General features: G+C 61.1%; 23 protein-coding genes and 2 pseudogenes. 19 read left to right on the plus strand and 6 right to left on the minus strand.

From position 1 onward, the window contains the following. Positions 1-222: 222 nt before the first annotated feature. From JWR98_RS09070 to JWR98_RS09145, 16 genes and pseudogenes are all read left to right on the plus strand, one after another. Positions 223-948, plus strand: coding sequence for a secretin N-terminal domain-containing protein (locus JWR98_RS09070; protein WP_078733698.1), 726 nt, complete (start codon positions 223-225; stop codon positions 946-948). 492 nt (positions 949-1440) lie between these two features. After that, positions 1441-2766 carry an isocitrate lyase gene (gene aceA, locus JWR98_RS09075; protein ID WP_003174717.1) on the plus strand — a complete coding sequence of 442 codons (1326 nt, stop codon included), beginning with the start codon at positions 1441-1443 and terminating at the stop codon, positions 2764-2766. A 567-nt stretch (positions 2767-3333) separates the two neighbouring features. Further along, positions 3334-3747, plus strand: a complete 414-nt coding sequence (locus JWR98_RS09080; RefSeq protein ID WP_003219575.1) for an NADH-quinone oxidoreductase subunit A — start codon at positions 3334-3336, stop codon at positions 3745-3747. 10 nt (positions 3748-3757) lie between these two features. After that, on the plus strand, positions 3758-4432 hold the full coding sequence (locus JWR98_RS09085; RefSeq protein WP_078733699.1) for a NuoB/complex I 20 kDa subunit family protein: 675 nt from the start codon (positions 3758-3760) through the stop codon (positions 4430-4432). Positions 4433-4504: 72 nt separating this feature from the next. Beyond that, positions 4505-6289: an NADH-quinone oxidoreductase subunit C/D gene (nuoC, locus tag JWR98_RS09090; RefSeq protein WP_027606326.1), complete on the plus strand. Its 1785-nt coding sequence runs from the start codon at positions 4505-4507 to the stop codon at positions 6287-6289. A 2-nt stretch (positions 6290-6291) separates the two neighbouring features. Then, positions 6292-6788, plus strand: a pseudogene (gene nuoE / locus JWR98_RS09095) (NADH-quinone oxidoreductase subunit NuoE). After that, complete coding sequence (nuoF, locus tag JWR98_RS09100; RefSeq protein ID WP_003174722.1) at positions 6785-8140, plus strand: NADH-quinone oxidoreductase subunit NuoF; 1356 nt, start codon at positions 6785-6787, stop codon at positions 8138-8140. Before nuoE ends, nuoF begins: the two are co-directional and overlap by 4 nt. Positions 8141-8276: 136 nt before the next feature. Further along, positions 8277-10990 (plus strand): annotated as a pseudogene (gene nuoG / locus JWR98_RS09105) (NADH-quinone oxidoreductase subunit NuoG). Continuing rightward, positions 10987-11994: an NADH-quinone oxidoreductase subunit NuoH gene (gene nuoH, locus JWR98_RS09110; protein ID WP_003174724.1), complete on the plus strand. Its 1008-nt coding sequence runs from the start codon at positions 10987-10989 to the stop codon at positions 11992-11994. The pseudogene nuoG and the gene nuoH overlap by 4 nt, the downstream one beginning before the upstream one ends. 11 nt (positions 11995-12005) lie before the next feature. After that, positions 12006-12554, plus strand: a complete 549-nt coding sequence (nuoI, locus tag JWR98_RS09115; RefSeq protein ID WP_003174725.1) for an NADH-quinone oxidoreductase subunit NuoI — start codon at positions 12006-12008, stop codon at positions 12552-12554. 9 nt (positions 12555-12563) lie between these two features. Further along, positions 12564-13067, plus strand: a complete 504-nt coding sequence (gene nuoJ / locus JWR98_RS09120) for an NADH-quinone oxidoreductase subunit J (RefSeq protein ID WP_003174726.1) — start codon at positions 12564-12566, stop codon at positions 13065-13067. Positions 13068-13069: 2 nt separating this feature from the next. Continuing rightward, a complete protein-coding gene (gene nuoK, locus JWR98_RS09125) occupies positions 13070-13378 on the plus strand; it encodes an NADH-quinone oxidoreductase subunit NuoK (protein ID WP_003174727.1) in 309 nt (102 codons plus the stop codon). After that, the gene (nuoL, locus tag JWR98_RS09130; RefSeq protein ID WP_205489807.1) at positions 13375-15228 is read left to right on the plus strand and encodes an NADH-quinone oxidoreductase subunit L; all 1854 of its coding nucleotides are present in this window, start codon (positions 13375-13377) and stop codon (positions 15226-15228) included. Before nuoK ends, nuoL begins: the two co-directional genes overlap by 4 nt. 64 nt (positions 15229-15292) lie before the next feature. Further along, on the plus strand, positions 15293-16825 hold the full coding sequence (nuoM, locus tag JWR98_RS09135; RefSeq protein ID WP_017527174.1) for an NADH-quinone oxidoreductase subunit M: 1533 nt from the start codon (positions 15293-15295) through the stop codon (positions 16823-16825). A 7-nt stretch (positions 16826-16832) separates the two neighbouring features. Continuing rightward, positions 16833-18296 carry an NADH-quinone oxidoreductase subunit NuoN gene (gene nuoN / locus JWR98_RS09140; protein ID WP_024076181.1) on the plus strand — a complete coding sequence of 488 codons (1464 nt, stop codon included), beginning with the start codon at positions 16833-16835 and terminating at the stop codon, positions 18294-18296. A 346-nt stretch (positions 18297-18642) separates the two neighbouring features. Then, entirely contained in the window at positions 18643-18957 is a 315-nt protein-coding gene (locus JWR98_RS09145) for a helix-turn-helix domain-containing protein (RefSeq protein ID WP_205489809.1), read from the plus strand. Positions 18958-19020: 63 nt separating this feature from the next. Here the strand turns inward: JWR98_RS09145 and JWR98_RS09150 are convergent, their stop codons facing one another. Together JWR98_RS09150 and JWR98_RS09155 are read right to left on the minus strand one after the other, a co-directional pair. Next, positions 19021-19773: an outer membrane beta-barrel protein gene (locus JWR98_RS09150; protein ID WP_078733703.1), complete on the minus strand. Its 753-nt coding sequence runs from the start codon at positions 19771-19773 to the stop codon at positions 19021-19023. 130 nt (positions 19774-19903) lie between these two features. Further along, entirely contained in the window at positions 19904-20731 is an 828-nt protein-coding gene (locus JWR98_RS09155) for an arylamine N-acetyltransferase family protein (protein ID WP_205489811.1), read from the minus strand. Between the two features lie 119 nt (positions 20732-20850). Here JWR98_RS09155 and JWR98_RS09160 point away from each other — a divergent pair, with 119 nt between their 5' ends. Next, positions 20851-21087: a DUF6555 family protein gene (locus tag JWR98_RS09160; protein WP_003174734.1), complete on the plus strand. Its 237-nt coding sequence runs from the start codon at positions 20851-20853 to the stop codon at positions 21085-21087. A 31-nt stretch (positions 21088-21118) separates the two neighbouring features. Here the strand turns inward: JWR98_RS09160 and JWR98_RS09165 are convergent, their stop codons facing one another. Beyond that, complete coding sequence (locus JWR98_RS09165; RefSeq protein ID WP_078733704.1) at positions 21119-21322, minus strand: DUF6021 family protein; 204 nt, start codon at positions 21320-21322, stop codon at positions 21119-21121. A gap of 14 nt (positions 21323-21336) precedes the next feature. Then, complete coding sequence (locus JWR98_RS09170; RefSeq protein WP_078733705.1) at positions 21337-21516, minus strand: hypothetical protein; 180 nt, start codon at positions 21514-21516, stop codon at positions 21337-21339. Between the two features lie 126 nt (positions 21517-21642). On the opposite strand from JWR98_RS09170, the gene JWR98_RS09175 reads away from it, so the two are divergent. Further along, positions 21643-22164, plus strand: coding sequence for a DUF3087 family protein (locus JWR98_RS09175; RefSeq protein ID WP_078733706.1), 522 nt, complete (start codon positions 21643-21645; stop codon positions 22162-22164). 1 nt (position 22165) lies between these two features. Here JWR98_RS09175 and JWR98_RS09180 read toward each other — a convergent pair whose 3' ends face one another. After that, positions 22166-23287 (minus strand): MFS transporter, encoded by a 1122-nt coding sequence (locus JWR98_RS09180; protein WP_078733707.1) that lies wholly within the window; start codon positions 23285-23287, stop codon positions 22166-22168. Positions 23288-23510: 223 nt separating this feature from the next. Between JWR98_RS09180 and JWR98_RS09185 the strand changes: the two genes are divergently transcribed. Then, positions 23511-23933 carry a hypothetical protein gene (locus JWR98_RS09185; RefSeq protein ID WP_205489813.1) on the plus strand — a complete coding sequence of 141 codons (423 nt, stop codon included), beginning with the start codon at positions 23511-23513 and terminating at the stop codon, positions 23931-23933. Between the two features lie 49 nt (positions 23934-23982). Here the strand turns inward: JWR98_RS09185 and JWR98_RS09190 are convergent, their stop codons facing one another. Continuing rightward, positions 23983-24843 (minus strand): Dyp-type peroxidase, encoded by an 861-nt coding sequence (locus JWR98_RS09190; protein ID WP_078825214.1) that lies wholly within the window; start codon positions 24841-24843, stop codon positions 23983-23985. Between the last annotated feature and the right edge of the window lie 93 nt (positions 24844-24936).

The raw sequence follows: 24936 nt of genomic DNA on the forward strand, positions 1-24936 counted from the left end.
GACCGAGTCGCCGCCATCGGGGGCAAGCCCCTCCCACACTTGACTGCATTCCCAAGGATGTACTCGGTCAAAATGTGGGAGGGGCTTGCCCGATAGCTATTTCAGCAACACCAACAATGCCCTGCTATGCCAGGGCATTTTGCCGTCTACGATTCAATTTGCGACCTGCCAGGCCGACAAACTGGCACTATCAAACCCAAATGACTCGCAGAGATAACGGACATGTCCCTACGCACCCTGCTCACCGCCCTCCTCCTCACTGCCAGTTGCTCGGCAATGGCCGACACCGAAGTCGTCAACCTGAGCAACCGCACCAGCGCCGACCTGCTGCCGGTGGCGCAGAACTTCATCGGCAAGGACGGCACCGTCAGCGCTTATGGCAACCAGCTTATTGTTAAAGCAGAGCCCGGCAAGATCGAAGATCTGCGCGCCTTGCTCGCCCAACTCGACACGCCGGCCAGGCGCCTGCTGATCACTGTCGACACCAACGAGAACAACCAACAAACCAACAGCCACGTGATCACCTACAGCACCGAGAGCCGTGACGGCGGCATCCAGCAGATCCAGGCCAGCGAAGGCGTACCTGCGCTGATTCAGGTCGGCCAGAGCGTGCCATTGACCACCACTCAGCCCGATGCCTACGGCCGCCCACAAAACCAGACCCAGTATCGCAACGTGACCCAAGGTTTTTACGTCACCGCCAGCGTCACCGGCGAGACCGTACACCTGGCGATCAGTACCAACCGTGACCGCATGAGCCAGGAACGTCCCGATGTAGTGAATGTGCAAAGCACCGACACAACCGTCAGCGGACGTCTTGGCGAATGGATCCCCCTGGCCGGCATCAATCGTCAGACCCAGGCCGACAAATCCTCTACAACCCGCAGCTACTCTACTCAGGGCCGCGATGACCTGACTGTGCGGGTCAAAGTCGACACCCTGAACTGAAGCACCAAAAACTGACTGATGAGTCGTATTAGACTAAAGATGTAGTGCCACAAAAAAAGCACTACAAACCATTTGACGATCCAAAAAAGCATGGGCATGATGGCCTCGCTCCCGCTAATCAGGGGCCCTGGCAAGGGCCTTCGGATCGTCGCTCCAAGCTACCCACCCGAGCCGATTCGTGTCTGTACCGCCCACAAGGTGTGTTTGACTTTGGTTGCGACTGGAACGAAGTTGTCCCGAGGGACGGAAGCTAACCAGGTAACCCGGCAACACGCTGCAGAATGCCCAAGGGCCCACGACGCCCGAAGACTGTTCTTGGCCCGCCTTTACCTGCTCGCCTCTCCCTTGAGCCCTTCGTTCATCCCGTCGCCTCCCCCGTCGAACCTGACTTGACCGCCTCTGCTTCTGGTCAGCGAGCCGCCATGCACCGCAACGATTGCGCGGCTGGCAAAAGGATTTCTCCACCTAGACCTATGCGACGAGGTTTTTCCCATGGCACTGACACGCGAACAGCAAATTGCAGCCCTCGAAAAAGACTGGGCTGAAAACCCACGCTGGAAAGGCGTGACCCGCGCTTATTCCGCTGCTGACGTCGTCCGCCTGCGTGGCTCGGTTCAACCCGAGCACACCTTTGCAAAACTCGGCGCCGAGAAGCTGTGGAACCTGGTCACCCAAGGTGCCAAGCCTTCCTTCCGTCCCGACAAAGATTTCGTCAACTGCATGGGCGCCCTGACCGGTGGCCAGGCAGTCCAACAGGTGAAAGCCGGTATCCAGGCGATCTACCTGTCCGGCTGGCAAGTGGCGGCGGACAACAACTCCGCCGAATCCATGTACCCCGACCAATCGCTGTACCCGGTGGATTCGGTTCCGACCGTGGTCAAGCGCATCAACAACTCGTTCCGTCGCGCCGACCAGATCCAGTGGAAAGCCGGCAAGAACCCAGGTGACGAAGGCTACATCGACTACTTTGCACCGATCGTGGCTGACGCCGAGGCCGGTTTCGGTGGCGTACTGAACGCCTACGAACTGATGAAAAGCATGATCGAAGCGGGCGCCGCCGGCGTTCACTTTGAAGACCAGCTGGCTTCCGTGAAGAAATGCGGCCACATGGGCGGCAAAGTACTGGTTCCAACCCAGGAAGCCGTACAGAAGCTCACCGCCGCCCGTCTGGCCGCTGACGTTGCCGGTACGCCAACCATCATCCTGGCGCGTACCGATGCCAACGCCGCTGACCTGCTGACGTCGGACTGCGATCCGTACGACCAGCCGTTCGTGACAGGCGAGCGCACCCAGGAAGGTTTCTACAAGGTACGCGCCGGCCTGGACCAGGCTATCGCTCGCGGCCTGGCCTACGCACCGTACGCCGACCTGATTTGGTGCGAAACCGCCAAGCCGGACCTGGACGAGGCCCGTCGCTTCGCCGAAGCGATCAAGAAGGAATACCCGGACCAACTGCTGTCCTACAACTGCTCGCCTTCCTTCAACTGGAAGAAGAACCTGGACGACGCGACCATCGCCAAGTTCCAACGCGAACTGTCCGCCATGGGCTACAAGCACCAGTTCATCACCCTGGCCGGCATTCACAACATGTGGCACAGCATGTTCAACCTGGCGCACGACTACGCCCGCAACGACATGACCGCCTACGTGAAGCTGCAGGAGCAGGAGTTCGCTGACGCGGCCAAGGGCTACACCTTCGTGGCGCACCAGCAGGAAGTAGGCACCGGCTACTTCGACGACATGACCACCGTGATCCAGGGCGGCACCTCGTCCGTGACCGCGCTGACCGGCTCGACCGAAGAAGAACAGTTCCACTAAGCACTGAGTACACGGCCACGGCGGACCCGTTAAAAAGCTAACCGCCGTGCTGCACAACAATCACGCCCCGACTGGTTCGGGGCGTTTTTTTGCCTGTACCTGTCCGACTGATTCAGCGAGGGCCCAATGTGGGAAATATGATCTGCCTGAAAATTTTGCGCAAACCTTGATCCAGAGCGGTATTCACTGCAGACAAATCAGTTAAAAGATCCGCTCCGGCAACTAGCGACCATCAAGCAAGTAACGGCAACTTCCCGCGCCACACGAGAAACATTCGCTTAAACCTCCGCACAAACAATAGTCATTATCATTTGGCGCTTAAAAGCTTCGTTACCGGTTAAACAAAACACATTTGATCAAATGCCCGCTAATGCCCACCATGCAAGGGTTGCAGCCCCATCGAGGTGCACTATGTCCTTATTCCAACGAATAATTTCGCTATCGCAATTTTACTTGCCCGGTGTTTAGCCATAAAATCAACGCGATTGACTGCGCTGCGACATATCGTCACTGCATCATTACTTTTTCGAGCTCAGAGACCTTTGCTCTCTGTTAAGGATTTCCAGCATGACCGAAGCGACAGGACTCATGGCCCACAACTGGGGCTTTGCCATTTTCCTCCTCGGTGTTGTCGGCCTCTGTGCCTTCATGCTCGGCGTTTCCAGCCTCCTTGGGTCAAAAGCCTGGGGCCGCAGCAAAAACGAACCGTTCGAATCCGGCATGCTACCTACAGGTGGCGCCCGTCTGCGGCTCTCAGCCAAATTCTATCTGGTCGCGATGCTGTTCGTGATCTTCGATATCGAAGCCCTTTTTCTCTTTGCCTGGTCTGTGTCCGTCCGCGAAAGCGGCTGGACCGGATTCGTCGAAGCCCTCGTTTTCATAGCAATTCTGTTGGCAGGCCTTGTCTACCTATTTCGAGTGGGCGCCCTTGACTGGGCTCCGGAAGCTCGTCGTAAGCGGCAAGCGAAGCTGAAACAATGAGGCTTTGGCGATGCAATACAATCTCACCAGGATCGACCCGAATGCTCCTAACGAGCAGTACCCCATCGGCGAACGGGAAACCGTTTCCGACCCGTTAGAAGATCAAGTCCACAAAAACATCTACATGGGCAAGCTGGAAGACGTGCTGAGTGGTGCGGTCAACTGGGGGCGTAAAAACTCCCTGTGGCCGTACAACTTCGGCCTTTCGTGCTGCTACGTGGAAATGACCACCGCCTTCACGGCGCCCCACGACATCGCGCGCTTTGGCGCCGAGGTTATCCGGGCATCGCCGCGTCAGGCGGATTTCATGGTTATCGCCGGTACCTGCTTCATCAAGATGGCGCCGATCATCCAGCGTCTCTATGAGCAAATGCTCGAGCCGAAATGGGTTATCTCCATGGGTTCGTGCGCCAACTCCGGTGGCATGTACGACATCTACTCCGTCGTTCAAGGGGTGGATAAGTTCCTGCCCGTGGACGTCTACGTGCCTGGCTGCCCGCCCCGCCCTGAAGCATTCCTGCAAGGCTTGATGCTGCTGCAGGAATCGATTGGCAAGGAGCGTCGCCCACTGTCCTGGGTCGTCGGCGATCAAGGCGTTTACCGCGCCGAGATGCCGTCCCAAAAGGAACAGCGCCGCGAACAGCGAATCGCAGTCACCAACCTGCGCAGCCCCGACGAAGTCTGATCCAGCCCCGCTTCTTTTATAGAACGAAAACCTGGCCTCATTCTTTACGTTGACCGAAAGCGATAAAAAACCATGACTACAGGCAGTGCTCTGTACATCCCGCCTTACAAGGCAGACGACCAGGATGTGGTTGTCGAACTCAATAACCGTTTTGGCCCTGACGCCTTCACCGCTCAGGCCACACGCACCGGCATGCCGGTGCTGTGGGTGGCGCGTGCCAGGCTCGTCGAAGTCCTGACCTTCCTGCGCAACCTGCCCAAGCCGTACGTCATGCTTTATGACCTGCATGGCGTGGACGAGCGTCTGCGCACCAAGCGCCAGGGCTTGCCGAGCGGCGCCGACTTCACCGTGTTCTACCACCTGATGTCGCTGGAACGTAACAGCGACGTGATGATCAAGGTCGCATTGAGCGAAAGCGACCTGAGCGTCCCGACCGTGACCGGTATCTGGCCGAACGCCAGCTGGTACGAGCGCGAAGTCTGGGACATGTTCGGGATCGACTTCCCGGGCCACCCGCACCTGACGCGAATCATGATGCCGCCGACCTGGGAAGGTCATCCGCTGCGCAAGGACTTCCCTGCCCGCGCCACCGAATTCGACCCGTTCAGCCTCAACCTGGCCAAGCAACAGCTGGAAGAGGAAGCCGCGCGCTTCCGTCCGGAAGACTGGGGCATGAAGCGTTCCGGCACCAACGAGGACTACATGTTCCTCAACCTGGGCCCGAACCACCCTTCGGCTCACGGCGCCTTCCGTATCATCCTGCAATTGGACGGCGAAGAAATCGTCGACTGCGTACCGGACATCGGCTACCACCACCGTGGTGCCGAGAAGATGGCCGAGCGTCAATCCTGGCACAGCTTCATCCCGTACACCGACCGTATCGACTACCTCGGCGGCGTGATGAACAACCTGCCGTACGTGCTCTCGGTCGAGAAGCTGGCCGGCATTAAAGTGCCAGACCGCGTCGACACCATCCGCATCATGATGGCCGAGTTCTTCCGGATCACCAGCCACCTGCTGTTCCTGGGCACCTATATCCAGGACGTCGGCGCCATGACGCCGGTGTTCTTCACCTTCACCGACCGTCAGCGCGCCTACAAGGTCATCGAAGCCATCACCGGTTTCCGTCTGCACCCGGCCTGGTACCGCATCGGCGGCGTGGCGCACGACCTGCCCAATGGCTGGGAGCGCCTGGTCAAGGAATTCATCGACTGGATGCCCAAGCGTCTGGACGAGTACCAAAAGGCTGCATTGGACAACAGCATCCTCAAGGGTCGTACCATCGGCGTCGCGCAGTACAACACCAAAGAAGCCCTGGAATGGGGCGTCACCGGTGCCGGCCTGCGTTCCACCGGTTGTGATTTCGACCTGCGCAAGGCGCGTCCGTACTCCGGCTACGAGAACTTCGAGTTCGAAGTGCCGCTGGCGGCCAATGGCGATGCCTACGACCGCTGCATCGTGCGTGTCGAAGAAATGCGCCAGAGCCTGAAGATCATCGAGCAGTGCATGCGCAACATGCCGGCCGGCCCGTACAAGGCAGATCACCCGCTGACCACGCCGCCGCCCAAAGAGCGCACGCTGCAACACATCGAAACCCTGATCACGCACTTCCTGCAGGTTTCGTGGGGCCCGGTGATGCCGGCCAACGAATCCTTCCAGATGATCGAAGCGACCAAGGGTATCAACAGTTATTACCTGACGAGCGATGGCGGCACCATGAGCTACCGCACCCGGATTCGTACCCCAAGCTTCGCCCACTTGCAGCAGATCCCTTCGGTGATCAAAGGCGAGATGGTCGCGGACTTGATTGCGTACCTGGGTAGTATCGATTTCGTTATGGCCGACGTGGACCGCTAAGCATGAACAGCACGCTTATCCAGACAGACCGTTTCACCTTGAGTGAAACCGAGCGCTCGGCCATCGAGCACGAGCTGCATCACTACGAAGACCCGCGCGCGCGTCGATCGAAGCCTTGAAGATCGTCCAGAAGGAACGTGGCTGGGTGCCCGACGGCGCCCTCTACGCCATTGGTGAGATCCTCGGCATCCCCGCCAGCGACGTTGAAGGCGTGGCGACGTTCTACAGCCAGATCTTCCGCCAGCCGGTCGGCCGCCACATCATTCGCGTATGCGACAGCATGGTCTGCTACATCGGTGGTCACGAGTCCGTGGTCAGCGAGATCCAGAACAAACTGGGCATCGGCCTCGGCCAGACCACCCCGGATGGCCGCTTCACGCTGCTGCCGGTGTGCTGCCTGGGCAACTGCGACAAGGCGCCGGCGTTGATGATCGACGACGACACATTCGGTGACGTACAGCCTGCTGGCGTGACCCAATTGCTCGAGGGCTACCCATGACCCTGACTTCTTTCGGCCCGGCCAACCTGATCAAGCGTTCGCCTGAGACCCATCCGCTGACCTGGCGCCTGCGTGACGATGCCGAGCCGGTATGGCTCGACGAATACCAGGCCAAGAACGGCTACGCCGCCGCGCGCAAAGCCTTCGCCGACATGGCCCAGGACGATATCGTCCAGACCGTGAAAGACGCCGGCCTCAAGGGCCGCGGCGGTGCAGGCTTCCCCACGGGCGTGAAGTGGGGCCTGATGCCCAAGGACGAATCCATCAACATCCGCTACCTGCTGTGCAACGCGGATGAAATGGAGCCCAACACCTGGAAAGACCGCATGCTGATGGAGCAACTGCCCCATCTGCTGATCGAAGGCATGCTGATCAGCGCCCGTGCGCTCAAGACCTACCGCGGCTACATCTTCCTGCGCGGCGAATACACCACCGCCGCCAAGCACCTCAACCGTGCCGTGGAAGAAGCCAAGGCTGCCGGCCTGCTGGGCAAGAACATCCTCGGTTCCGGTTTCGACTTCGAACTGTTCGTGCACACCGGCGCCGGGCGTTATATCTGCGGCGAAGAAACCGCACTGATCAACTCCCTCGAAGGCCGCCGCGCCAACCCGCGTTCCAAGCCGCCCTTCCCTGCCGCCGTCGGCGTGTGGGGCAAGCCGACCTGCGTGAACAACGTCGAGACCCTGTGTAACGTGCCGGCGATCATCGCCGACGGCGTGGACTGGTACAAATCGTTGGCCCGTGAAGGCAGCGAAGACATGGGCACCAAGCTCATGGGCTTCTCCGGCAAGGTCAAGAACCCTGGCCTGTGGGAGCTGCCGTTCGGCGTGACCGCTCGCGAGCTGTTCGAGGACTACGCCGGCGGCATGCGCGACGGCTACACCCTGAAAGCCTGGCAGCCAGGCGGCGCCGGCACCGGTTTCCTGTTGCCCGAGCACCTGGACGCACAAATGTATGCCGGCGGTATCGGCAAGGTGGGCACCCGGATGGGTACCGGCCTGGCGATGGCGGTCGACAACACGGTGAACATGGTCTCGCTGCTGCGCAACATGGAGCAGTTCTTTGCCCGCGAGTCCTGCGGTTTCTGCACCCCATGCCGCGACGGTTTGCCGTGGAGCGTCAAGCTGCTGATGGCCCTGGAAAACGGCGAAGGCCGCGAGGGTGACATCGAAACCCTGCTCGGCCTGGTCGGCTTCCTTGGCCCAGGCAAGACATTCTGTGCTCACGCACCGGGCGCCGTGGAGCCATTGGGCAGCGCAATCAAATACTTCCGCTCGGAGTTCGAAGCCGGCATCGCGCCAACCAGCGCCGCCGTCCCGCCTCTGGCGAGGCCGATCGTAGTCGGCGCGTAACGCTTAAACAGGCGAAGGGCCCGTGCTCTTCGCCTTGCTCATGTGCTGACGCCGTAAAGGCTGTGTAGATGCACATGAATAACAAGATTCCATTAGCCACGCCCGCTGACAACGGGCCAACGAAGAACTTTGAACCATGGCCACTATCCACGTAGACGGCAAAGCGCTCGAAGTCGATGGGGCGGACAACCTGTTACAGGCGTGTCTGTCACTCGGCCTCGACATCCCGTATTTCTGCTGGCACCCCGCGCTCGGTAGCGTCGGTGCCTGTCGCCAGTGTGCGGTCAAGCAATACACCGACGAAAACGACACCCGTGGTCGTATCGTCATGTCCTGCATGACCCCAGCCACCGACAACACCTGGATCTCCATCGACGATGAAGAATCCAAGGCGTTCCGCGCCAGCGTTGTCGAATGGTTGATGACCAACCACCCCCACGACTGCCCGGTCTGTGAGGAAGGCGGTCACTGCCACCTGCAAGACATGACGGTGATGACCGGCCACAACGAGCGCCGCTATCGCTTCACCAAGCGTACTCACCAGAACCAGGACCTCGGCCCGTTCATTTCCCACGAGATGAACCGCTGCATCGCCTGCTACCGTTGCGTGCGCTTCTATAAAGACTACGCCGGCGGTACCGACCTGGGCGTATTCGGCGCCCACGACAACGTGTATTTCGGTCGCGTTGAAGACGGCGTGCTCGAAAGCGAATTCTCCGGCAACCTCACCGAGGTCTGCCCCACCGGTGTGTTCACCGACAAGACCCACTCCGAGCGCTACAACCGCAAGTGGGACATGCAGTTCGCACCGAGCATCTGCCATGGCTGCTCCAGCGGCTGCAACATCTCGCCGGGCGAGCGCTACGGTGAATTGCGCCGTATCGAAAACCGCTTCAACGGTTCGGTCAACCAGTACTTCCTGTGCGACCGTGGCCGTTTCGGCTATGGCTACGTCAACCGTGAAGACCGTCCACGCCAGCCATTGCTGGCCGATGGCGCCAAGCTGAGCCTGGACGAGGCGCTGGATAAAGCCGCCGACCTGCTGCGCGGCCGCAACATCGTCGGCATCGGTTCGCCACGCGCCAGCCTCGAAAGCAACTACGCGTTGCGCGAGCTGGTGGGCGCCGAACACTTCTACAGCGGCATCGAAGCCGGTGAGCTGGAACGCATCCGTCTGGTCCTGCAAGTACTGAACGACAGCCCGCTGCCCGTGCCGAACATGCGCGACATCGAAGACCACGATGCCGTCTTCGTGCTCGGTGAAGACCTGACCCAGACCGCCGCGCGTATTGCGCTGTCCCTGCGTCAGTCGGTCAAAGGCAAGGCCGAAGAAATGGCCGATGCCATGCGCGTACAGCCTTGGCTCGACGCCGCCGTGAAGAACATCGGCCAGCACGCGCTGAACCCGCTGTTTATCGCAAGCCTGGCTGAAACCAAGCTCGACGACATCGCCGAAGAGTGCGTGCACGCCGCCCCGGACGACCTGGCGCGCATCGGTTTCGCCGTGGCCCACGCCCTCGACGCCAGCGCACCTGCCGTCGAAGGCCTGGACACTGAAGCCGTCGAACTGGCCCAACGCATTGCCAACGCTCTGTTGGCGGCCAAACGCCCGCTGATCATCGCCGGCACCTCCCTGGGTTCCAAAGCACTGATCGAAGCCGCCGCCAACATCGCCAAGGCCTTGAAGCTGCGCGACAAGAACGGCTCCATCAGCCTGGTGGTGCCGGAAGCCAACAGCCTTGGCCTGGCCATGCTCGGTGGCGAGTCCGTGGACGCTGCGCTGCAAGCAGTGACCGACGGCCGTGCCGACGCCATCGTGGTGCTGGAAAACGACCTGTACACCCGCACCGCTGCGGCCAAGGTTGACGCTGCGCTCAACGCCGCCAAGGTGCTGATCGTGGCCGACCACCAGAAGACCGCCACCAGCGACCGTGCCCATCTGGTCCTGCCAGCCGCCACCTTCGCCGAAGGCGACGGCACGCTGGTCAGCCAGGAAGGCCGCGCCCAGCGCTTCTTCCAGGTGTTCGATCCGAAGTACATGGACGCCAGCATCCTGGTTCACGAAGGCTGGCGCTGGCTGCATGCCCTGCGCGCAACCCTGCTGAACCAGCCGATCGACTGGACCCAGCTCGACCACGTGACCGCTGCCGTGGCCTCCAGTGCCCCGCAGCTGGCGCGTATCGTCGATGCCGCGCCGTCCGCGGCGTTCCGCATCAAGGGCCTGAAGCTGGCGCGTGAGCCGCTGCGCTATTCCGGTCGGACCGCCATGCGCGCCGACATCAGCGTGCACGAACCGCGTACCCCGCAAGACAACGACACCGCGTTCGCCTTCTCCATGGAAGGTTACTCGGGTTCGGCCGAACCGCGTCAGCAGGTGCCGTTCGCCTGGTCGCCGGGCTGGAACTCGCCGCAGGCCTGGAACAAGTTCCAGGACGAAGTCGGTGGGCATATCCGCGCAGGCGACCCAGGCACCCGCCTGATCGAAACCAGCGGTGACTCGCTGAACTGGTTCTGCGCCGTACCGCGCCCGTTCAACCCGGCACCGGGCACATGGCAGGTCGTGCCGTTCTTCCACCTGTTCGGCAGCGAAGAAACCTCTTCCAAGGCCGCACCGGTTCAAGAGCGCATTCCTGCCGCTTACGTGTCCTTGGCCAGTCCGAAGCCGATCGCCTGGGCGTCAACGACGGTGCCCTGCTCAGCCTGAACGTGGCCGGCCAGACCCTGCGTCTGCCGCTGCGCATCAACGATGAGTTGGGCGCCGGCCTGGTTGCATTGCCAAAAGGCATCGCCGGCATCCCGCCTGCGATTGCAGGCCTTACCGTTGACGGTCTGCAGGAGGCAGCGCAATGACTTGGTTCACGCCGGAAGTAATTGACGTGATCATCTCGGTGGTCAAGGCCATCGTTATCCTGTTGGCCGTGGTCGTGGCGGGCGCCCTGCTCAGCTTTGTCGAGCGTCGCCTGCTGGGCTGGTGGCAGGACCGTTACGGTCCGAACCGCGTTGGCCCATTCGGCATGTTCCAGATCGCCGCCGACATGCTGAAAATGTTCTTCAAGGAAGACTGGACCCCGCCGTTTGCCGACAAGGTGATCTTCACCCTGGCACCGGTCGTGGCCATGAGCGCCTTGCTGATCGCTTTCGCAATCATCCCGATCACCCCGACCTGGGGCGTGGCGGACCTGAACATCGGCCTGCTGTTCTTCTTCGCCATGGCCGGCCTGTCGGTCTATGCGGTGCTGTTCGCCGGTTGGTCGAGCAACAACAAGTTCGCCCTGCTGGGCAGCTTGCGTGCCTCGGCGCAAACCGTATCCTATGAAGTGTTCATGGGGTTGGCGCTGATGGGCATCGTGGTGCAGGTTGGTTCGTTCAACATGCGCGATATCGTCGAGTACCAGGCACAGAACCTGTGGTTCATCATTCCGCAGTTCTTTGGCTTCTGTACGTTCTTCATCGCTGGCGTGGCCGTGACTCACCGTCACCCGTTCGACCAGCCGGAAGCGGAACAGGAACTGGCCGACGGTTACCACATTGAATATGCCGGCATGAAATGGGGCATGTTCTTCGTCGGTGAGTACATCGGCATCATCTTGATCTCGGCCCTGCTGGTCACGCTGTTCTTCGGCGGCTGGCACGGTCCGTTCGGCATCCTGCCGCAGTTGGCCTTCTTCTGGTTCTTCCTGAAGACCGCGTTCTTCATCATGCTGTTCATCCTGCTGCGCGCCTCGATTCCGCGCCCGCGCTATGACCAGGTGATGGATTTCAGCTGGAGATTCTGCCTGCCGCTGACCCTGATCAATTTGCTGGTGACGGCTGCCGTCGTGTTGTTGAACACGCCCGCGGCCGCGGTTCAGTGAGGATTTGACCCATGTTCAAATATATTGGCGACATCGTTAAGGGTACCGGTACCCAATTGCGAAGCCTGGTGATGGTTTTCGGCCATGGCTTTCGCAAACGCGACACCCTGCAATACCCCGAAGAAGCGGTGTACCTGCCGCCGCGCTATCGCGGCCGCATCGTACTGACCCGCGACCCCGACGGCGAAGAGCGTTGCGTAGCCTGCAACCTGTGCGCCGTGGCGTGCCCGGTGGGTTGCATTTCCCTGCAGAAAGCTGAAACCGAAGACGGTCGCTGGTACCCGGACTTCTTCCGCATCAACTTCTCGCGCTGCATTTTCTGTGGCCTCTGCGAGGAAGCTTGCCCGACCACCGCGATCCAGCTGACGCCGGATTTCGAGATGGCCGAGTTCAAACGTCAGGACCTGGTGTACGAGAAAGAAGATCTGCTGATCTCTGGTCCCGGTAAAAACCCTGATTACAACTTCTATCGTGTTGCAGGTATGGCCGTTGCCGGTAAGCCCAAAGGCGCCGCACAAAACGAAGCCGAGCCGATCAACGTGAAGAGCTTGCTGCCTTAAGGAAGAAAGATGGAATTCGCTTTCTATTTCGCATCGGGTATCGCGGTTGTGTCCACGCTTCGCGTGATCACCAACACCAACCCCGTGCACGCCCTGCTCTACCTGATCATTTCGCTGATCGCCGTGGCCATGACCTTCTTCAGCCTCGGCGCACCGTTCGCCGGCGTGCTGGAAGTGATCGCCTACGCCGGCGCCATCATGGTGCTGTTCGTGTTTGTAGTGATGATGCTCAACCTGGGGCCGGCTTCGGTCGCCCAGGAACGCGTCTGGCTCAAGCCCGGCATCTGGCTCGGCCCGGTTGTCCTCGCCGCCCTGCTGCTGGGTGAACTGCTGTATGTGCTGTTCGCTCACCAGAGCGGCCAGGCCATCGGCCACACCACCGTAGACGCGAAAGCCGTGGGCATCAGCCTGTTCGGCCCGTACCTGCTGGTGGTCGAACTGGCTTCGATGCTGCTGCTCGCCGCAGCCATCACCGCCTTCCACTTGGGCCGCAACGAAGCCAAGGAGCAATGACGATGCCTGCTATCCCTTTGGAGCATGGTCTGGCGGTCGCCGGCATCCTGTTCTGCCTTGGCCTGGTCGGCCTGATGGTTCGCCGTAACATTCTGTTCGTGTTGATGAGCCTGGAAATCATGATGAACGCCGCGGCACTGGCGTTCATCGTGGCGGGCGCACGTTGGGGCCAGCCGGATGGACAAGTCATGTTCATCCTGGTCATCAGCCTGGCAGCCGCCGAAGCCAGTATTGGCCTGGCGATCCTGCTGCAGCTGTACCGTCGCTTCCACACGCTTGATATCGACGCTGCCAGTGAGATGCGCGGATGAACATGATCTTTCTGACTTTCGTATTTCCCCTGATCGGTTTCCTGCTGCTGTCGTTCTCCCGTGGACGCTGGTCGGAAAACCTGTCTGCCCTGGTCGGCGTGGGCTCGATCGGCCTGTCGGCCATCGTGGCCGCCTACGTCATCTGGCAATTCAACGTGGCGCCGCCGGAAGGCGGTCACTACACCCTGGTGCTGTGGCAGTGGATGGCGGTGGAAGGCTTCAAGCCCAACTTCGCCCTCTACGTCGACGGCCTGTCGATCACCATGCTCGGCGTGGTGGTGGGTGTGGGCTTTCTGATCCACCTGTTCGCGTCCTGGTACATGCGCGGTGAAGCGGGCTACTCGCGCTTCTTCTCGTACACCAACCTGTTTATCGCCAGCATGCTGTTTCTGGTGCTGGGCGATAACCTGTTGTTCCTGTACTTCGGTTGGGAAGGCGTGGGCCTGTGCTCGTACCTGTTGATCGGTTTCTACTACAGCAACCGCAACAACGGTAACGCGGCACTCAAGGCGTTTATCGTCACCCGCATCGGCGACGTGTTCATGGCCATCGGCCTGTTCATCCTGTTCCAACAGGTGGGCACGCTGAACATCCAGGAACTGCTGGTGCTGGCGCCGCAGAAATTCCAGGTCGGCGACTTCTGGATCACCCTGGCGACCCTGATGCTGCTGGGCGGCGCCGTGGGTAAATCCGCGCAACTGCCGCTGCAAACCTGGCTGGCGGATGCGATGGCCGGCCCTACGCCGGTGTCGGCACTGATTCACGCCGCAACGATGGTCACCGCCGGTGTCTACCTGATCGCCCGTACCCACGGCCTGTTCACCCTGGCGCCGGACATCCTGCACCTGGTAGGCATCGTTGGCGGCGTGACCCTGGTACTGGCCGGCTTCGCCGCCCTGGTACAGACCGACATCAAGCGTATCCTCGCGTACTCGACGATGAGCCAGATCGGCTACATGTTCCTGGCCCTGGGCGTTGGCGCCTGGGACGCGGCGATCTTCCACCTGATGACCCACGCCTTCTTCAAGGCCTTGCTGTTCCTCGCTTCCGGTGCGGTGATCGTCGCCTGCCACCACGAACAGAACATCTTCAAGATGGGCGGCCTGTGGAAGAAACTGCCGTTGGCCTACGCCAGCTTCATCGTCGGTGGTGCCGCCCTGGCCGCCCTGCCGCTGGTGACCGCCGGTTTCTACTCCAAGGACGAAATCCTCTGGGAAGCCTTTGCCAGCGGTAACCAGAACCTGTTGTACGCAGGCCTGGTGGGTGCGTTCATGACCTCGCTGTACACCTTCCGCCTGATCTTCATCACCTTCCACGGTGAAGCCAAGACCGAAGCGCACGCAGGCCACGGCATCTCCCACTGGTTGCCATTGTCGGTGCTGATCATCCTGTCGACCTTCGTCGGCGCGATGATCACCCCGCCTCTGCACGGTGTGTTGCCACAAAGCGTCGGCCATGCCGGCGGCGAAGCCCAGCACAGCCTGGAAATCGCCTCGGGCGCCATTGCCATCGCCGGTATCCTGCTGGCGGCCCTGCTGTTCCTCGGCAAGCGTCGCTTCGTGACCGCCGTGGCCAACAGTGGCATTGGCCGTTTCCTGTCGGCCTGGTGGTTCGCCGCCTGGGGCTTCGATTGGATCTACGACAAACTGTTCGTCAAGCCTTACCTCGCCATCAGCCATGTACTGCGCAAAGACCCGCTCGACCAGACCATCGGTCTGATCCCGCGTGCCGCCAAGGCCGGTCATACCGCCCTGAGCCGCAGCGAGACCGGCCAACTGCGTTGGTATGCAGCGTCCATGGCGGTCGGTGCCGTGCTGGTGATCGGCGCCATCGTTGTCGTGGCGGTCTGACTATGTCCATGCACATTGCGTACATTGCGAACTTTGCAAACCTGCGAAAGGAAACGAGCCTGTCATGATTCTGCCCTGGCTAATCCTGATCCCCTTTATCGGCGGCCTGCTCTGCTGGATGGGTGAACGCTTCGGCGCCACCCTCCCCCGCTGGATTGCGTTGCTGACCATGTCCCTGGAACTCGCGCTCGGCCTCTGGCTGTGGGCCCATGGTGACTATTCATTCGCTCCGGCACCGGGCGTCGATCCGACCTTCGCGCTTGAATTCAAGCACGTGTGGATCCAGCGTTTCGGCATCAACGTGCACCTGGCCCTCGACGGCCTGTCGCTGTTGATGATCCTGCTGACCGGCCTGCTGGGTATCCTCTCGGTACTCTGCTCCTGGAAAGAAATTCAGCGTCACGTGGGCTTCTTCCACCTGAACCTGATGTGGATCCTGGGCGGCGTTGTCGGCGTGTTCCTCGCCCTCGACCTGTTCATGTTCTTCTTCTTCTGGGAAATGATGCTGGTGCCGATGTACTTCCTCATCGCGCTCTGGGGTCACAGTTCTTCGGACGGCAAGAAAACCCGGATCTACGCGGCGACCAAGTTCTTCATCTTCACCCAGGCTTCCGGCCTGATCATGTTGGTGGCGATCCTGGGTCTGGTACTGGTCAACTTCAACAGCACAGGCGTGATTACGTTCAACTACGCCGACCTGTTGAAAACCAAGATGTCCCTGACCACCGAGTACATCCTCATGCTGGGCTTCTTCATCGCCTTCGCGGTGAAGCTGCCGGTGGTGCCGTTCCACTCCTGGCTGCCGGATGCTCACGCCCAGGCGCCGACCGCCGGTTCCGTCGACCTCGCCGGTATCCTGTTGAAGACGGCGGCCTATGGTCTGCTGCGTTTCGCCCTGCCGCTGTTCCCGAATGCCTCGGCCGAGTTCGCGCCGATCGCCATGACCCTGGGTCTGATCGGGATCTTCTACGGTGCGTTCCTGGCCTTCGCCCAAACCGACATCAAGCGTCTGATCGCCTTCTCGTCCGTTTCCCACATGGGTTTCGTCCTGATCGGCATCTACTCCGGCAGCCAGCTGGCGTTGCAGGGCGCGGTTATCCAGATGTTGGCCCACGGTGTTTCGGCCGCCGCGCTGTTTATCCTCAGCGGCCAGCTGTACGAGCGCCTGCACACCCGTGACATGCGTGAAATGGGCGGCGTGTGGTCGCGCATCGCGTATCTGCCGGCGATCAGCCTGTTCTTCGCCGCTGCATCCCTGGGCTTGCCGGGTACCGGCAACTTCATCGGCGAGTTCCTGATCCTGATGGGTGCCTTCGTGCAGACGCCGTGGATCAGCGCCATCGCCACATCCGGCCTGGTATTCGGTTCGGTCTACTCGCTGATCATGATCCACCGCGCCTACTTCGGCCCGGCCAAGTCCGACACTGTCCTGAAAGGGATGGATGCGCGCGAACTGATCATGGTGCTCGGCCTGGCGGTACTGCTGATCTACATCGGCGTCTACCCGCAGCCGTTCCTGGACACTTCTGCCGCAACGATGCATGGCGTGCAGCAGTGGTTCGGCACCGCCTTCTCTCAACTCGCTTCGGCCCGGTAAGAGCGCTATGGAATTCACGATCCAACACTTTATCGCGCTTGCGCCGCTGCTGATCACCAGCCTCACCATCGTGGTGGTGATGCTGGCGATCGCCTGGCGCCGCAATCACTCGCAAACGTTCCTGCTGTCCTGTGCCGGTTTGAACCTGGCCCTGCTGTCGATCATCCCGGCCCTCAAGGTCGCGCCACTGGCGGTAACGCCTTTGATGATGATCGATGACTTCGCGCTGCTGTATATCGCGCTGATCCTGGTCGCGACCCTGGCCTGCGTCACCCTCGCCCATGCTTACCTCGGCGAAGGCGGCACCGGCTACCCGGGCAACCGCGAAGAGCTGTACCTGCTGATCCTGCTGGCTGCGGCTGGCGGTATCGTGTTGGTCAGCGCGCAGCACCTGGCCGGCTTGTTCATCGGTTTGGAACTGCTGTCGATCCCGACCTACGGTCTGGTGGCCTATGCCTTCTTCAACAAGCGCTCGCTGGAAGCCGGCATCAAGTACATGGTGCTGTCGGCCGCCGGTTCCGCGTTCCTGTTGTTCGGTATGGCTCTGCTCTATGCCGAAGCCGGCAGCCTGAGCTTCACCGGTATCGGCCATGCCCTGGCCGCGACCAACAGCCCTGCGCCGATCGCCCAACTGGGCCTGGCGATGATGCTGATCGGCCTGGCGTTCAAGCTCTCCCTGGTGCCGTTCCACCTTTGGACCCCGGACGTGTACGAAGGCGCCCCGGCGCCGGTGGCCGCGTTCCTGGCCACGGCGTCCAAGGTTGCGGTGTTTGCGGTGATGGTGCGTCTGTTCCAGATCTCCCCCGCCGCCAACACCGGCGTGTTGAGCAACGTACTGACCGTGATCGCCATTGCGTCGATCCTGTTCGGTAACCTGCTGGCCCTGACCCAGAACAACCTCAAGCGTCTGCTGGGTTACTCGTCCATCGCGCACTTTGGCTACCTGCTGATCGCCCTGGTGGCGAGCAAAGGCCTGGCCGTGGAAGCCATCGGCGTGTACCTGGTCACCTACGTGATCACCAGCCTCGGCGCGTTTGGTGTGATCACCTTGATGTCCTCGCCTTACAAAGGCCGTGACGCCGACGCCTTGTACGAATACCGCGGCCTGTTCTGGCGCCGTCCGTACCTGACCGCCGTGCTGACCGTGATGATGCTGTCCCTGGCCGGTATCCCGCTGACGGCCGGCTTTATCGGCAAGTTCTACATCGTCGCCACCGGTGTCGAAGCCCACGAATGGTGGCTGGTTGCATCCCTGGTGCTGGGCAGCGCCATCGGCGTGTTCTACTACCTGCGTGTGATGGTCACCCTGTACCTGATCGAGCCAAACCTGCGCCGCGTGGATGCCGAGCTGCATTGGGAACAGAAAGCCGGCGGCGTGATGCTGCTGGCTATCGCCCTGCTCGCGTTCTTCCTGGGTGTGTACCCACAACCGTTGCTCACCCTGGTGCAGCACGCGGTATTGGGTGTTTGATCGAATAGCTGATGCAGTAAACAAAACGGCGCCTTCGGGCGCCGTTTTTGCATTCTGAAGAACACTCTTTCAGGCAAAGATAACCCTGTGGTGAGGGAGCTTGCTCCCGCTGGGTTGCGCAGCAACCCCCAAACCCGCCGACCGAGATCAGTCTGAGACGGAGCGGCGCCCTGCCTGGGGCTGCTTTGCAGCCCAACGGGAGCAAGCTCCCTCGCCACAACGTTGTCACCGCCAGCATGAATCTGCGTCAGAACTTTCAGACGCAAGACATAGCTAGCGCCTGATATCACCCACACTGGCTACACCGTAAGGTTGCTGTTCATACGCGAACTACGTAGAGCAATGCATGAAACGTGAAATCTTTTCCGAACTGGCCGAAGGCTTCGAGGCGCTTGCGGACGAACGCCAGGGCAAAGTCACCCTGCGCACCCACAAGGTCCATCTCCACAAACTGGCGCCCTTGTCCGCCGACGAAGTCATCGCCGTGCGCCAGCAACTCAACCTCTCCCGTTCGGTGTTCGCCCTGTACCTGCGCACCAACACCCGCACCCTGGAAAACTGGGAACAAGGGCGGGCCAAGCCCAATGCCCAGGCCACCACCTTGATCCGCCTGGTGGCGCGCTTCCCGGAAACCATAGCGCAGTTGGCGGCCTTGAGCTGACACAGCTCCGGCAAAAAAAACGCCCCGAATCACGTCGGGGCGTTTTTTTTTCAGCGCGCTACCTTAGAACGCAATACCTACCTTGACCCCATACTCATCACGTTTGAGCCGGGTATTATCGGCCACTTCCGAGTCGTCATCCAGCTTGTACTCGGTGCGTGTGTAATACAGCCCCGCCATCACCGGCAGGTCGCCCTTCTGGTTCATCAGCAGGCTGACTTCGGCATACGGGTTGGTGCGGTCCTTGAGGTCCACGGTGTCGCTGCCCAAGCCATCGACCTTGATTCTGGTGCGGCCATCGAGGGTACGCCGGGCACCGGCTTCGACGCGCAGGGTCATGTCGTCGAACTGGTGGTTGTATCCCAGGGCGGCTTTGGCGAATGGCGATTTGTTGGTGAGCTCCAGGTCGTTGTCATTGGAGTCCAGCTCGTAACGGGTCCAGCTGTAACCGCCGCCCACGATCACGTCGACAAAGTTGCGTGCATCCAGCGCGGCACGCCAGCCGAGGTCGAGGTCGGCTTGGCCTTCCTTGAGTTTATTGTCGTTCTTCTTGCCATATTTGGCTTCGATACCGGCCTGGTAGATGAAGCCTGATTCGGCGGTGAGCTTGTTGCCGAAGTTATAGAACAGGCCCGCCTGCGGCATATGATCCTTATCGCTTTCGCTACCGCCCTCAAGTTTGAAGTCGTTGTAGCTGCCCAGAAGCCCGAAGGTGGAAATCGGGTCGGTAGACGGTGCAGCGAACACCACCGCCGGCGCGGCGACCAGCGCCAGCAATGAGGAACTCTTGAGGAATTTTCCGAATAGTTTGGACATCGTTTACATCTCCTTGTCAGGTGGCAAATTATTCAGGAACCGGTTCGAGCGCAGGTTTGCGCCAAAGGTTCGAAAAAATTTGTACCTTTTTTGAGATAAAACGGTTCAGCCAGGGCTCTAGACCAAGCGTCTACGCCTCAACCGCGACTAACGCGTCCAACGCGACGTCGAGCGTTGGATGAAGGGGTGGGTGAATACCAAAGACCGCGCCAAGCACCTCAAGCAGTTCATCGGCACTCTTCAATACACGCTTCTCGCTTGGCCGGTCGAGGTAATGAATCGCGTAATTGGCATTGTTCAGGGTATGGCGCACCCCCGGTGCCAATCGCGCGGCTTTCAACTGGCCGAGGAATGGCGAGCCCGGATGTGTCGAGACGTACCAGTTGCCGATTTCGTAGTCGATATCCGCCTGTTCTTGCAGGTCGAACACATATAAGCCGCGCCACTCTTCGGCGACCTGGGCCCACAGCGTATAACTGCCCTGCCCGTCGCCGGTCACACGATACGGTTCATGGGCGGTGGGCTGGGCCGCCTGCGTGTCCAGCCGCAGCGGACTACTGGGCACCATGCCGCCAAAGCCCACATCGGTGATGTAGCGCACACCGTCCACGGTCACCAGGCTCAGGCGATGGGTGCGAGCGGTATGGGCATCCGCCGGCCCCCCCATCACCACACGCCCGGTGATTCCACGCGCCTCGAAACCCAGCGCCTGTAACAGCGCCAGGAACATCTGGTTCAACTCATAGCAATAGCCTCCGCGCCCATCGAACAAGACCTTTTGCTCGACGCTGGGCAGGTCGATCGGCACCGGCAGGCGCAGCAGCGTCGACAGGCTTTCGAAGGGGAACGTGCACACGTGGCGCAGTTGCAGCGCCTGCAGGGTTTGCAGCGTAGGCGCTGGCGCGCAAGCGTAACCCAGGCGTTGCAGATAGAGATGACTATGGGTCAACCGGGACATGGCGCGATCCTTGAGCGCGTGGCGAAGGCGTCACTATGCCGCTCGGTGGGCAGGTTGTCATTTTGAATGAACCTTTTAGAACGCATCCCTATCCACTTATAACAAGACAGGGAGGCACCATGAGTACCGCTAAAATCTACACCATTCACTATCAGTTGCACGGCAAGGCCAAGTCCTTTGTAGTACGCGCCGATGTGATGAACAACGCCGAAGCCTGGCATTGGGCGGCGGTCGATGCCGATATTGCCCATGTCAGCCGTATCGGCCGCGTCGGCCACGAGCAGGTCAAGAAAACCACCCGTCCCTGGGCGGAAAAATTCGGTATTACCGACGTCAGCTGGACGCCGCCCAAATAAACCAAGGCCCCGCTCGATGGCGGGGCCCGCACTACTTCTTCTTCAAGTCGCCCAACGGATCGTAGGGCGGCTTTTTTTCTGTCTGCTGTTTTTTGTCTTTGTCCAACGGCGCGATGGCGGGGCCGATGGGGTCGACCTGCGGGTCGGCAAGATCCGGTGAGTCCGGGTCGAAACCCAGCTCGTCCTTGCCGCTGGCATGCTCGCTGGACGTCGGGCCTTTAGGCGAATGATTCATGTCGATGGCCTCTGCTAAAGCGGACGGGCTTTGTCGTGAAGGTTTTCCAGGTCCTGCTCGACCCGGTCCACATCATCATCTTCGTTGCGATCAGCCGGGTCGTTGGGGCGCAACGCGTCGTTGTCGCGCTCCTCTTCGCCGGGTGTGCGGTTGGGGTCCGGAGTACCGGGGGGCGGTTGTTTATACTCGGGCATGATGGTTCACCTCACGGGGGTTGGTGGCCTACAGGGTTTTAGAGAAAGCGCCAACCACCATCGTTCAACTTGTTTGCCCAAGCGTGCGATGATGCCACCCCGCCATCTTCTGGAGACGTTACCCGGATGTTCGAGCTTAAATCCTGCGACCCCATTACCTACCGCCAGCAGACTCGGCGCAGCACGTTGATCGTGGCGGTGCTGTTTCTGGTGCTAGCCATGCTGCTTTCAAGCCTGGCGGTACTGCTGTTCGGTTCTCCCGGCGGCGACAATTTTCGCTTCAACGTCGGCGGCGTATTCGCCGGGGCGCTGATCACCGTCGCCCTGGTACGCGGCCCGTTCTGGACGCAATCCTGGCTGGCGGCGGCGGTGTATGGCTGGCAGCTCAAGCGCAACCTGATGCGCGTGACAAATGTGATGCACAAGGTCACTGAGCAGGTACGGGCGAATGACCCTGCCGCAATGAAGATGCTGCGCTTTTATCATCTGGGGCTGACGCAGATGCACGAACTCGACGCCAACTCCAGCGCACAGGCGCAACTGCTGGGAGAAATGCAGGCGCACAAGGAACAGCTGCAGGCGCAGGGGATCGACACGCAGCAAACCCGCTTTGACCCCGCCTGGCTGGAAGGCCTTAAAGGCGCGTAAGTCATCGACCGCGCCAGCAGAACAGCGCACTCACCGCAATCGCCGCCCCCGCCACGCCAAACACCAGGGGCGCCGAGGCCACCGGCAACAGCACGCCCGCCAGCAAGGGGCCGAGACCGGCGCCGATATCACGCCACACCGCATTCGACGCCAGCGCCGATACGCGCATTGAGCCAGGGTTGCGTTCGGCAACCAGGGTAGTCACCAGCGGCAGCTGCAGCGCGCGCAGCACCAGTACCGCGGCCGCACCGACGATCACCCAATAGCTGCCGAAGGCCGTCAGGGCCACAGCACTCAGGAACGAAAACAGCAGCAGCATCGAGGTGGCGCCAAAGCGTTGCGCGGCGTGGCCGCCCAATGGGCTCAACAGCATTTCCGAGACATAACGCAGCGCCATCAAGCCGCCGGCAATCAGCACCGCATCGCCCCCAAGGAGCTTCTGCGCCTGGATCGACAGGCCAAAGATGAACAGCCCATCCAGCGCCACGCCTTCGATAAACGACCACATCGCCACACTGTCGGGCCACTTGAAACGCCGCCCCGGCGTGCCATGCAAATCATGGCCGACCGACGGCAATCCGCGCGCGACCCACAAGCCCGCCAGGCAGCAACCGGCCAAAATCAGAAAGATCGGACGCGGCCCGGCCCACAACGTCAGCCAGCCGCCCAGGGGTAACGCGAGCATCGGGCCCCAGGCGATCAGGGCCCGAGAACGCCCGGCGCGGCGCGCGGCACCGCCAGGCTCGGCGGTGGCCAAGACTTGGGTGGACAGGTTCAATGCGGCGAAACACAGCCCCCACACCAGCCGCAGCCCCAACAGCGCCGCGAACCCAGACAGCATCGAGTTGCCCAGGGCGCACAGCGTCGCAGCGCCGGCAGCGATCATGCAGGTCAGGCGGTCGCCGTTGCGCGCGTAGAAATTGAGCACATGCCGGTAGCCGAAAATCCGCACCAGCCGATTAGCCGCCAGCAATACTCCAGCCTGGGCCAAGGTGATGCCGAATGCCTGGGACTCCATGGGCAACAGCAGATAAAGCAGCACATCGCTGGGCAGGCACAGCGCCAGGGTCAGCGCGGCACGGCGCGAGGTCGTGTCGGCGAAGCGTTGGGCCTGGCTCGTCATAAATCTGAAACATCCCGAAATATTCAGGTCGTCACGGTAGCCCTTCCGTGCCCGGCTTTACAACGTTCTATCACGACTTTTCCTGGAGGGCAGCCAGCGCAAACCGCGATATCGCCACAATGCCACTGGGCCACCGGCCCGCCGCTGCGCGGAACTGAATATGCCGGGAAAGACACTCAAGGCCAGCGATCCTGAATCGCGCCCCCATTAAGAGGATCCAGCCATGTTCCCTATCGTTGCCGCAATCGGCGCCGCATTGGCCGCCGCTGCCGTCCCCGTCGCAAAAGCTGCTGCCCTGGGCGTGGTAAGCAGTGCCGCCGCGTTCGGCGCCAGCAAGGCCATTGAGGCGATCACCCACGAGAACGCTCCAGCCGACTCTCCGGATGCTTCAGATGGGGAAACGCAAAAAACCGCCCTTCCCCAGTCGCTGAAACCGGCATGGGCAGCCTTGCAAAATCCCGTGCCTGACAACGTGAGCCCACTCAGCACTCCCAAGCCCAAGGAGACCGTATCTGCCCCGTCGCCTTTGCCAGCACCCGAGGCGTTACAACACAAACCCGGACCAGGCCTGACCAAGCCTCTCGCGCCTGATACCCACCTGCTGCCGGTTCTCCTGGCGCCAACCTCACAAGTCATACGCCTTTAGGAACGCGGCGCGGACAGGCGTCAGCCGAACTGCAAAAGGGCCACGACTTTTAACCCAGCGCGCCGAGGTCCAGGCGGCCGTCCCGAACCGGCGGACACCAGTAGTACCCCCCGGTCAGCGGCGTACTGATGCGATACAAGCCATCCACAATCCCGTCCTCCAGCCCGCTCATTCGGCGCAGTTGCGCTTCGAACGCATCGAAGGAATGTCCGAAAGCGAGGAACATCAAGCCCGCCTGACCGTTCTCGGCCCACGGCATGGAGCGGCGTACCACGAAGGCTTCGGGAGTGAAGCTCTCCTGCGCGGTGCGTTTGGTATGGGCGGATTCGGGGGCGTCTTCCAGCTCCTCGTTGTCGCCATGGCGGCGACCGATGATGTGGTCGCGCTCCTGGGCGGGCAGCGCGGCGAAACCATCCAGGTCGTGCTGCCACTGCTGGATCGCGGCGAAGCTGGCGCCGCTGTCGGTGGTTGCGGCCTCGACGGCAGCGTCGTCGTGGGGGTTTTCGGTGCCGTCTTCGTAGTCGGTAAGGTCAAAACCGGTCTTGTAGCGGAAGCCTTCGGTCGACTGCACCAGGCGAAACGCCGGGGCCAGGGCCTTTTCCACGGCGCGGCTGCGCAACAGCAGTTCACCGCGATCCACGCCATGCAACCACACCCACAGCGCCTGCTGGGTCGACGGGTTATGGGCGCCCGGAGCGCTGAGTGCCGGGAAGGCGCGCAGGCCGTCAATGTGCGCGCCCAGGGCGTGTACCAGTGGTTCACCCAAACCGACCACCGCCGACGAATCCGTCATCTGTACCAGCGCGTCCAGCGCAGCGGGCACGGCTGCCAGCGTATCCACGGCAAAAAACAGATGGCGTGCCTGCAAAGGCACCGGTGCGGCAAGAATGCCCGGCTGGTACTGACTCATGTGAACTCCTTCAAGAAAGGCGCGCAGTTTACCCGGCGCACGCCACCGTGCGTAGGAGAAAGCGCGCAAGCCTTGCCATAGAGCACTGGGATG

This window comes from Pseudomonas lactucae (genome assembly GCF_016937615.1).
Lineage (GTDB): Bacteria > Pseudomonadota > Gammaproteobacteria > Pseudomonadales > Pseudomonadaceae > Aquipseudomonas > Aquipseudomonas lactucae.

Bases quoted from the DNA above. Each gene is read 5' to 3' on its own strand.
- JWR98_RS09070 (WP_078733698.1), top strand. From the start codon at position 223: ATGTCCCTACGCACCCTGCTCACCGCCCTCCTCCTCACTGCCAGTTGC.
- aceA (WP_003174717.1), top strand. From the start codon at position 1,441: ATGGCACTGACACGCGAACAGCAAATTGCAGCCCTCGAAAAAGACTGG.
- JWR98_RS09080 (WP_003219575.1), top strand. From the start codon at position 3,334: ATGACCGAAGCGACAGGACTCATGGCCCACAACTGGGGCTTTGCCATT.
- JWR98_RS09085 (WP_078733699.1), top strand. From the start codon at position 3,758: ATGCAATACAATCTCACCAGGATCGACCCGAATGCTCCTAACGAGCAG.
- nuoC (WP_027606326.1), top strand. From the start codon at position 4,505: ATGACTACAGGCAGTGCTCTGTACATCCCGCCTTACAAGGCAGACGAC.
- nuoF (WP_003174722.1), top strand. From the start codon at position 6,785: ATGACCCTGACTTCTTTCGGCCCGGCCAACCTGATCAAGCGTTCGCCT.
- nuoH (WP_003174724.1), top strand. From the start codon at position 10,987: ATGACTTGGTTCACGCCGGAAGTAATTGACGTGATCATCTCGGTGGTC.
- nuoI (WP_003174725.1), top strand. From the start codon at position 12,006: ATGTTCAAATATATTGGCGACATCGTTAAGGGTACCGGTACCCAATTG.
- nuoJ (WP_003174726.1), top strand. From the start codon at position 12,564: ATGGAATTCGCTTTCTATTTCGCATCGGGTATCGCGGTTGTGTCCACG.
- nuoK (WP_003174727.1), top strand. From the start codon at position 13,070: ATGCCTGCTATCCCTTTGGAGCATGGTCTGGCGGTCGCCGGCATCCTG.
- nuoL (WP_205489807.1), top strand. From the start codon at position 13,375: ATGAACATGATCTTTCTGACTTTCGTATTTCCCCTGATCGGTTTCCTG.
- nuoM (WP_017527174.1), top strand. From the start codon at position 15,293: ATGATTCTGCCCTGGCTAATCCTGATCCCCTTTATCGGCGGCCTGCTC.
- nuoN (WP_024076181.1), top strand. From the start codon at position 16,833: ATGGAATTCACGATCCAACACTTTATCGCGCTTGCGCCGCTGCTGATC.
- JWR98_RS09145 (WP_205489809.1), top strand. From the start codon at position 18,643: ATGAAACGTGAAATCTTTTCCGAACTGGCCGAAGGCTTCGAGGCGCTT.
- JWR98_RS09150 (WP_078733703.1), bottom strand. From the start codon at position 19,773: ATGTCCAAACTATTCGGAAAATTCCTCAAGAGTTCCTCATTGCTGGCG.
- JWR98_RS09155 (WP_205489811.1), bottom strand. From the start codon at position 20,731: ATGTCCCGGTTGACCCATAGTCATCTCTATCTGCAACGCCTGGGTTAC.
- JWR98_RS09160 (WP_003174734.1), top strand. From the start codon at position 20,851: ATGAGTACCGCTAAAATCTACACCATTCACTATCAGTTGCACGGCAAG.
- JWR98_RS09165 (WP_078733704.1), bottom strand. From the start codon at position 21,322: ATGAATCATTCGCCTAAAGGCCCGACGTCCAGCGAGCATGCCAGCGGC.
- JWR98_RS09170 (WP_078733705.1), bottom strand. From the start codon at position 21,516: ATGCCCGAGTATAAACAACCGCCCCCCGGTACTCCGGACCCCAACCGC.
- JWR98_RS09175 (WP_078733706.1), top strand. From the start codon at position 21,643: ATGTTCGAGCTTAAATCCTGCGACCCCATTACCTACCGCCAGCAGACT.
- JWR98_RS09180 (WP_078733707.1), bottom strand. From the start codon at position 23,287: ATGACGAGCCAGGCCCAACGCTTCGCCGACACGACCTCGCGCCGTGCC.
- JWR98_RS09185 (WP_205489813.1), top strand. From the start codon at position 23,511: ATGTTCCCTATCGTTGCCGCAATCGGCGCCGCATTGGCCGCCGCTGCC.
- JWR98_RS09190 (WP_078825214.1), bottom strand. From the start codon at position 24,843: ATGAGTCAGTACCAGCCGGGCATTCTTGCCGCACCGGTGCCTTTGCAG.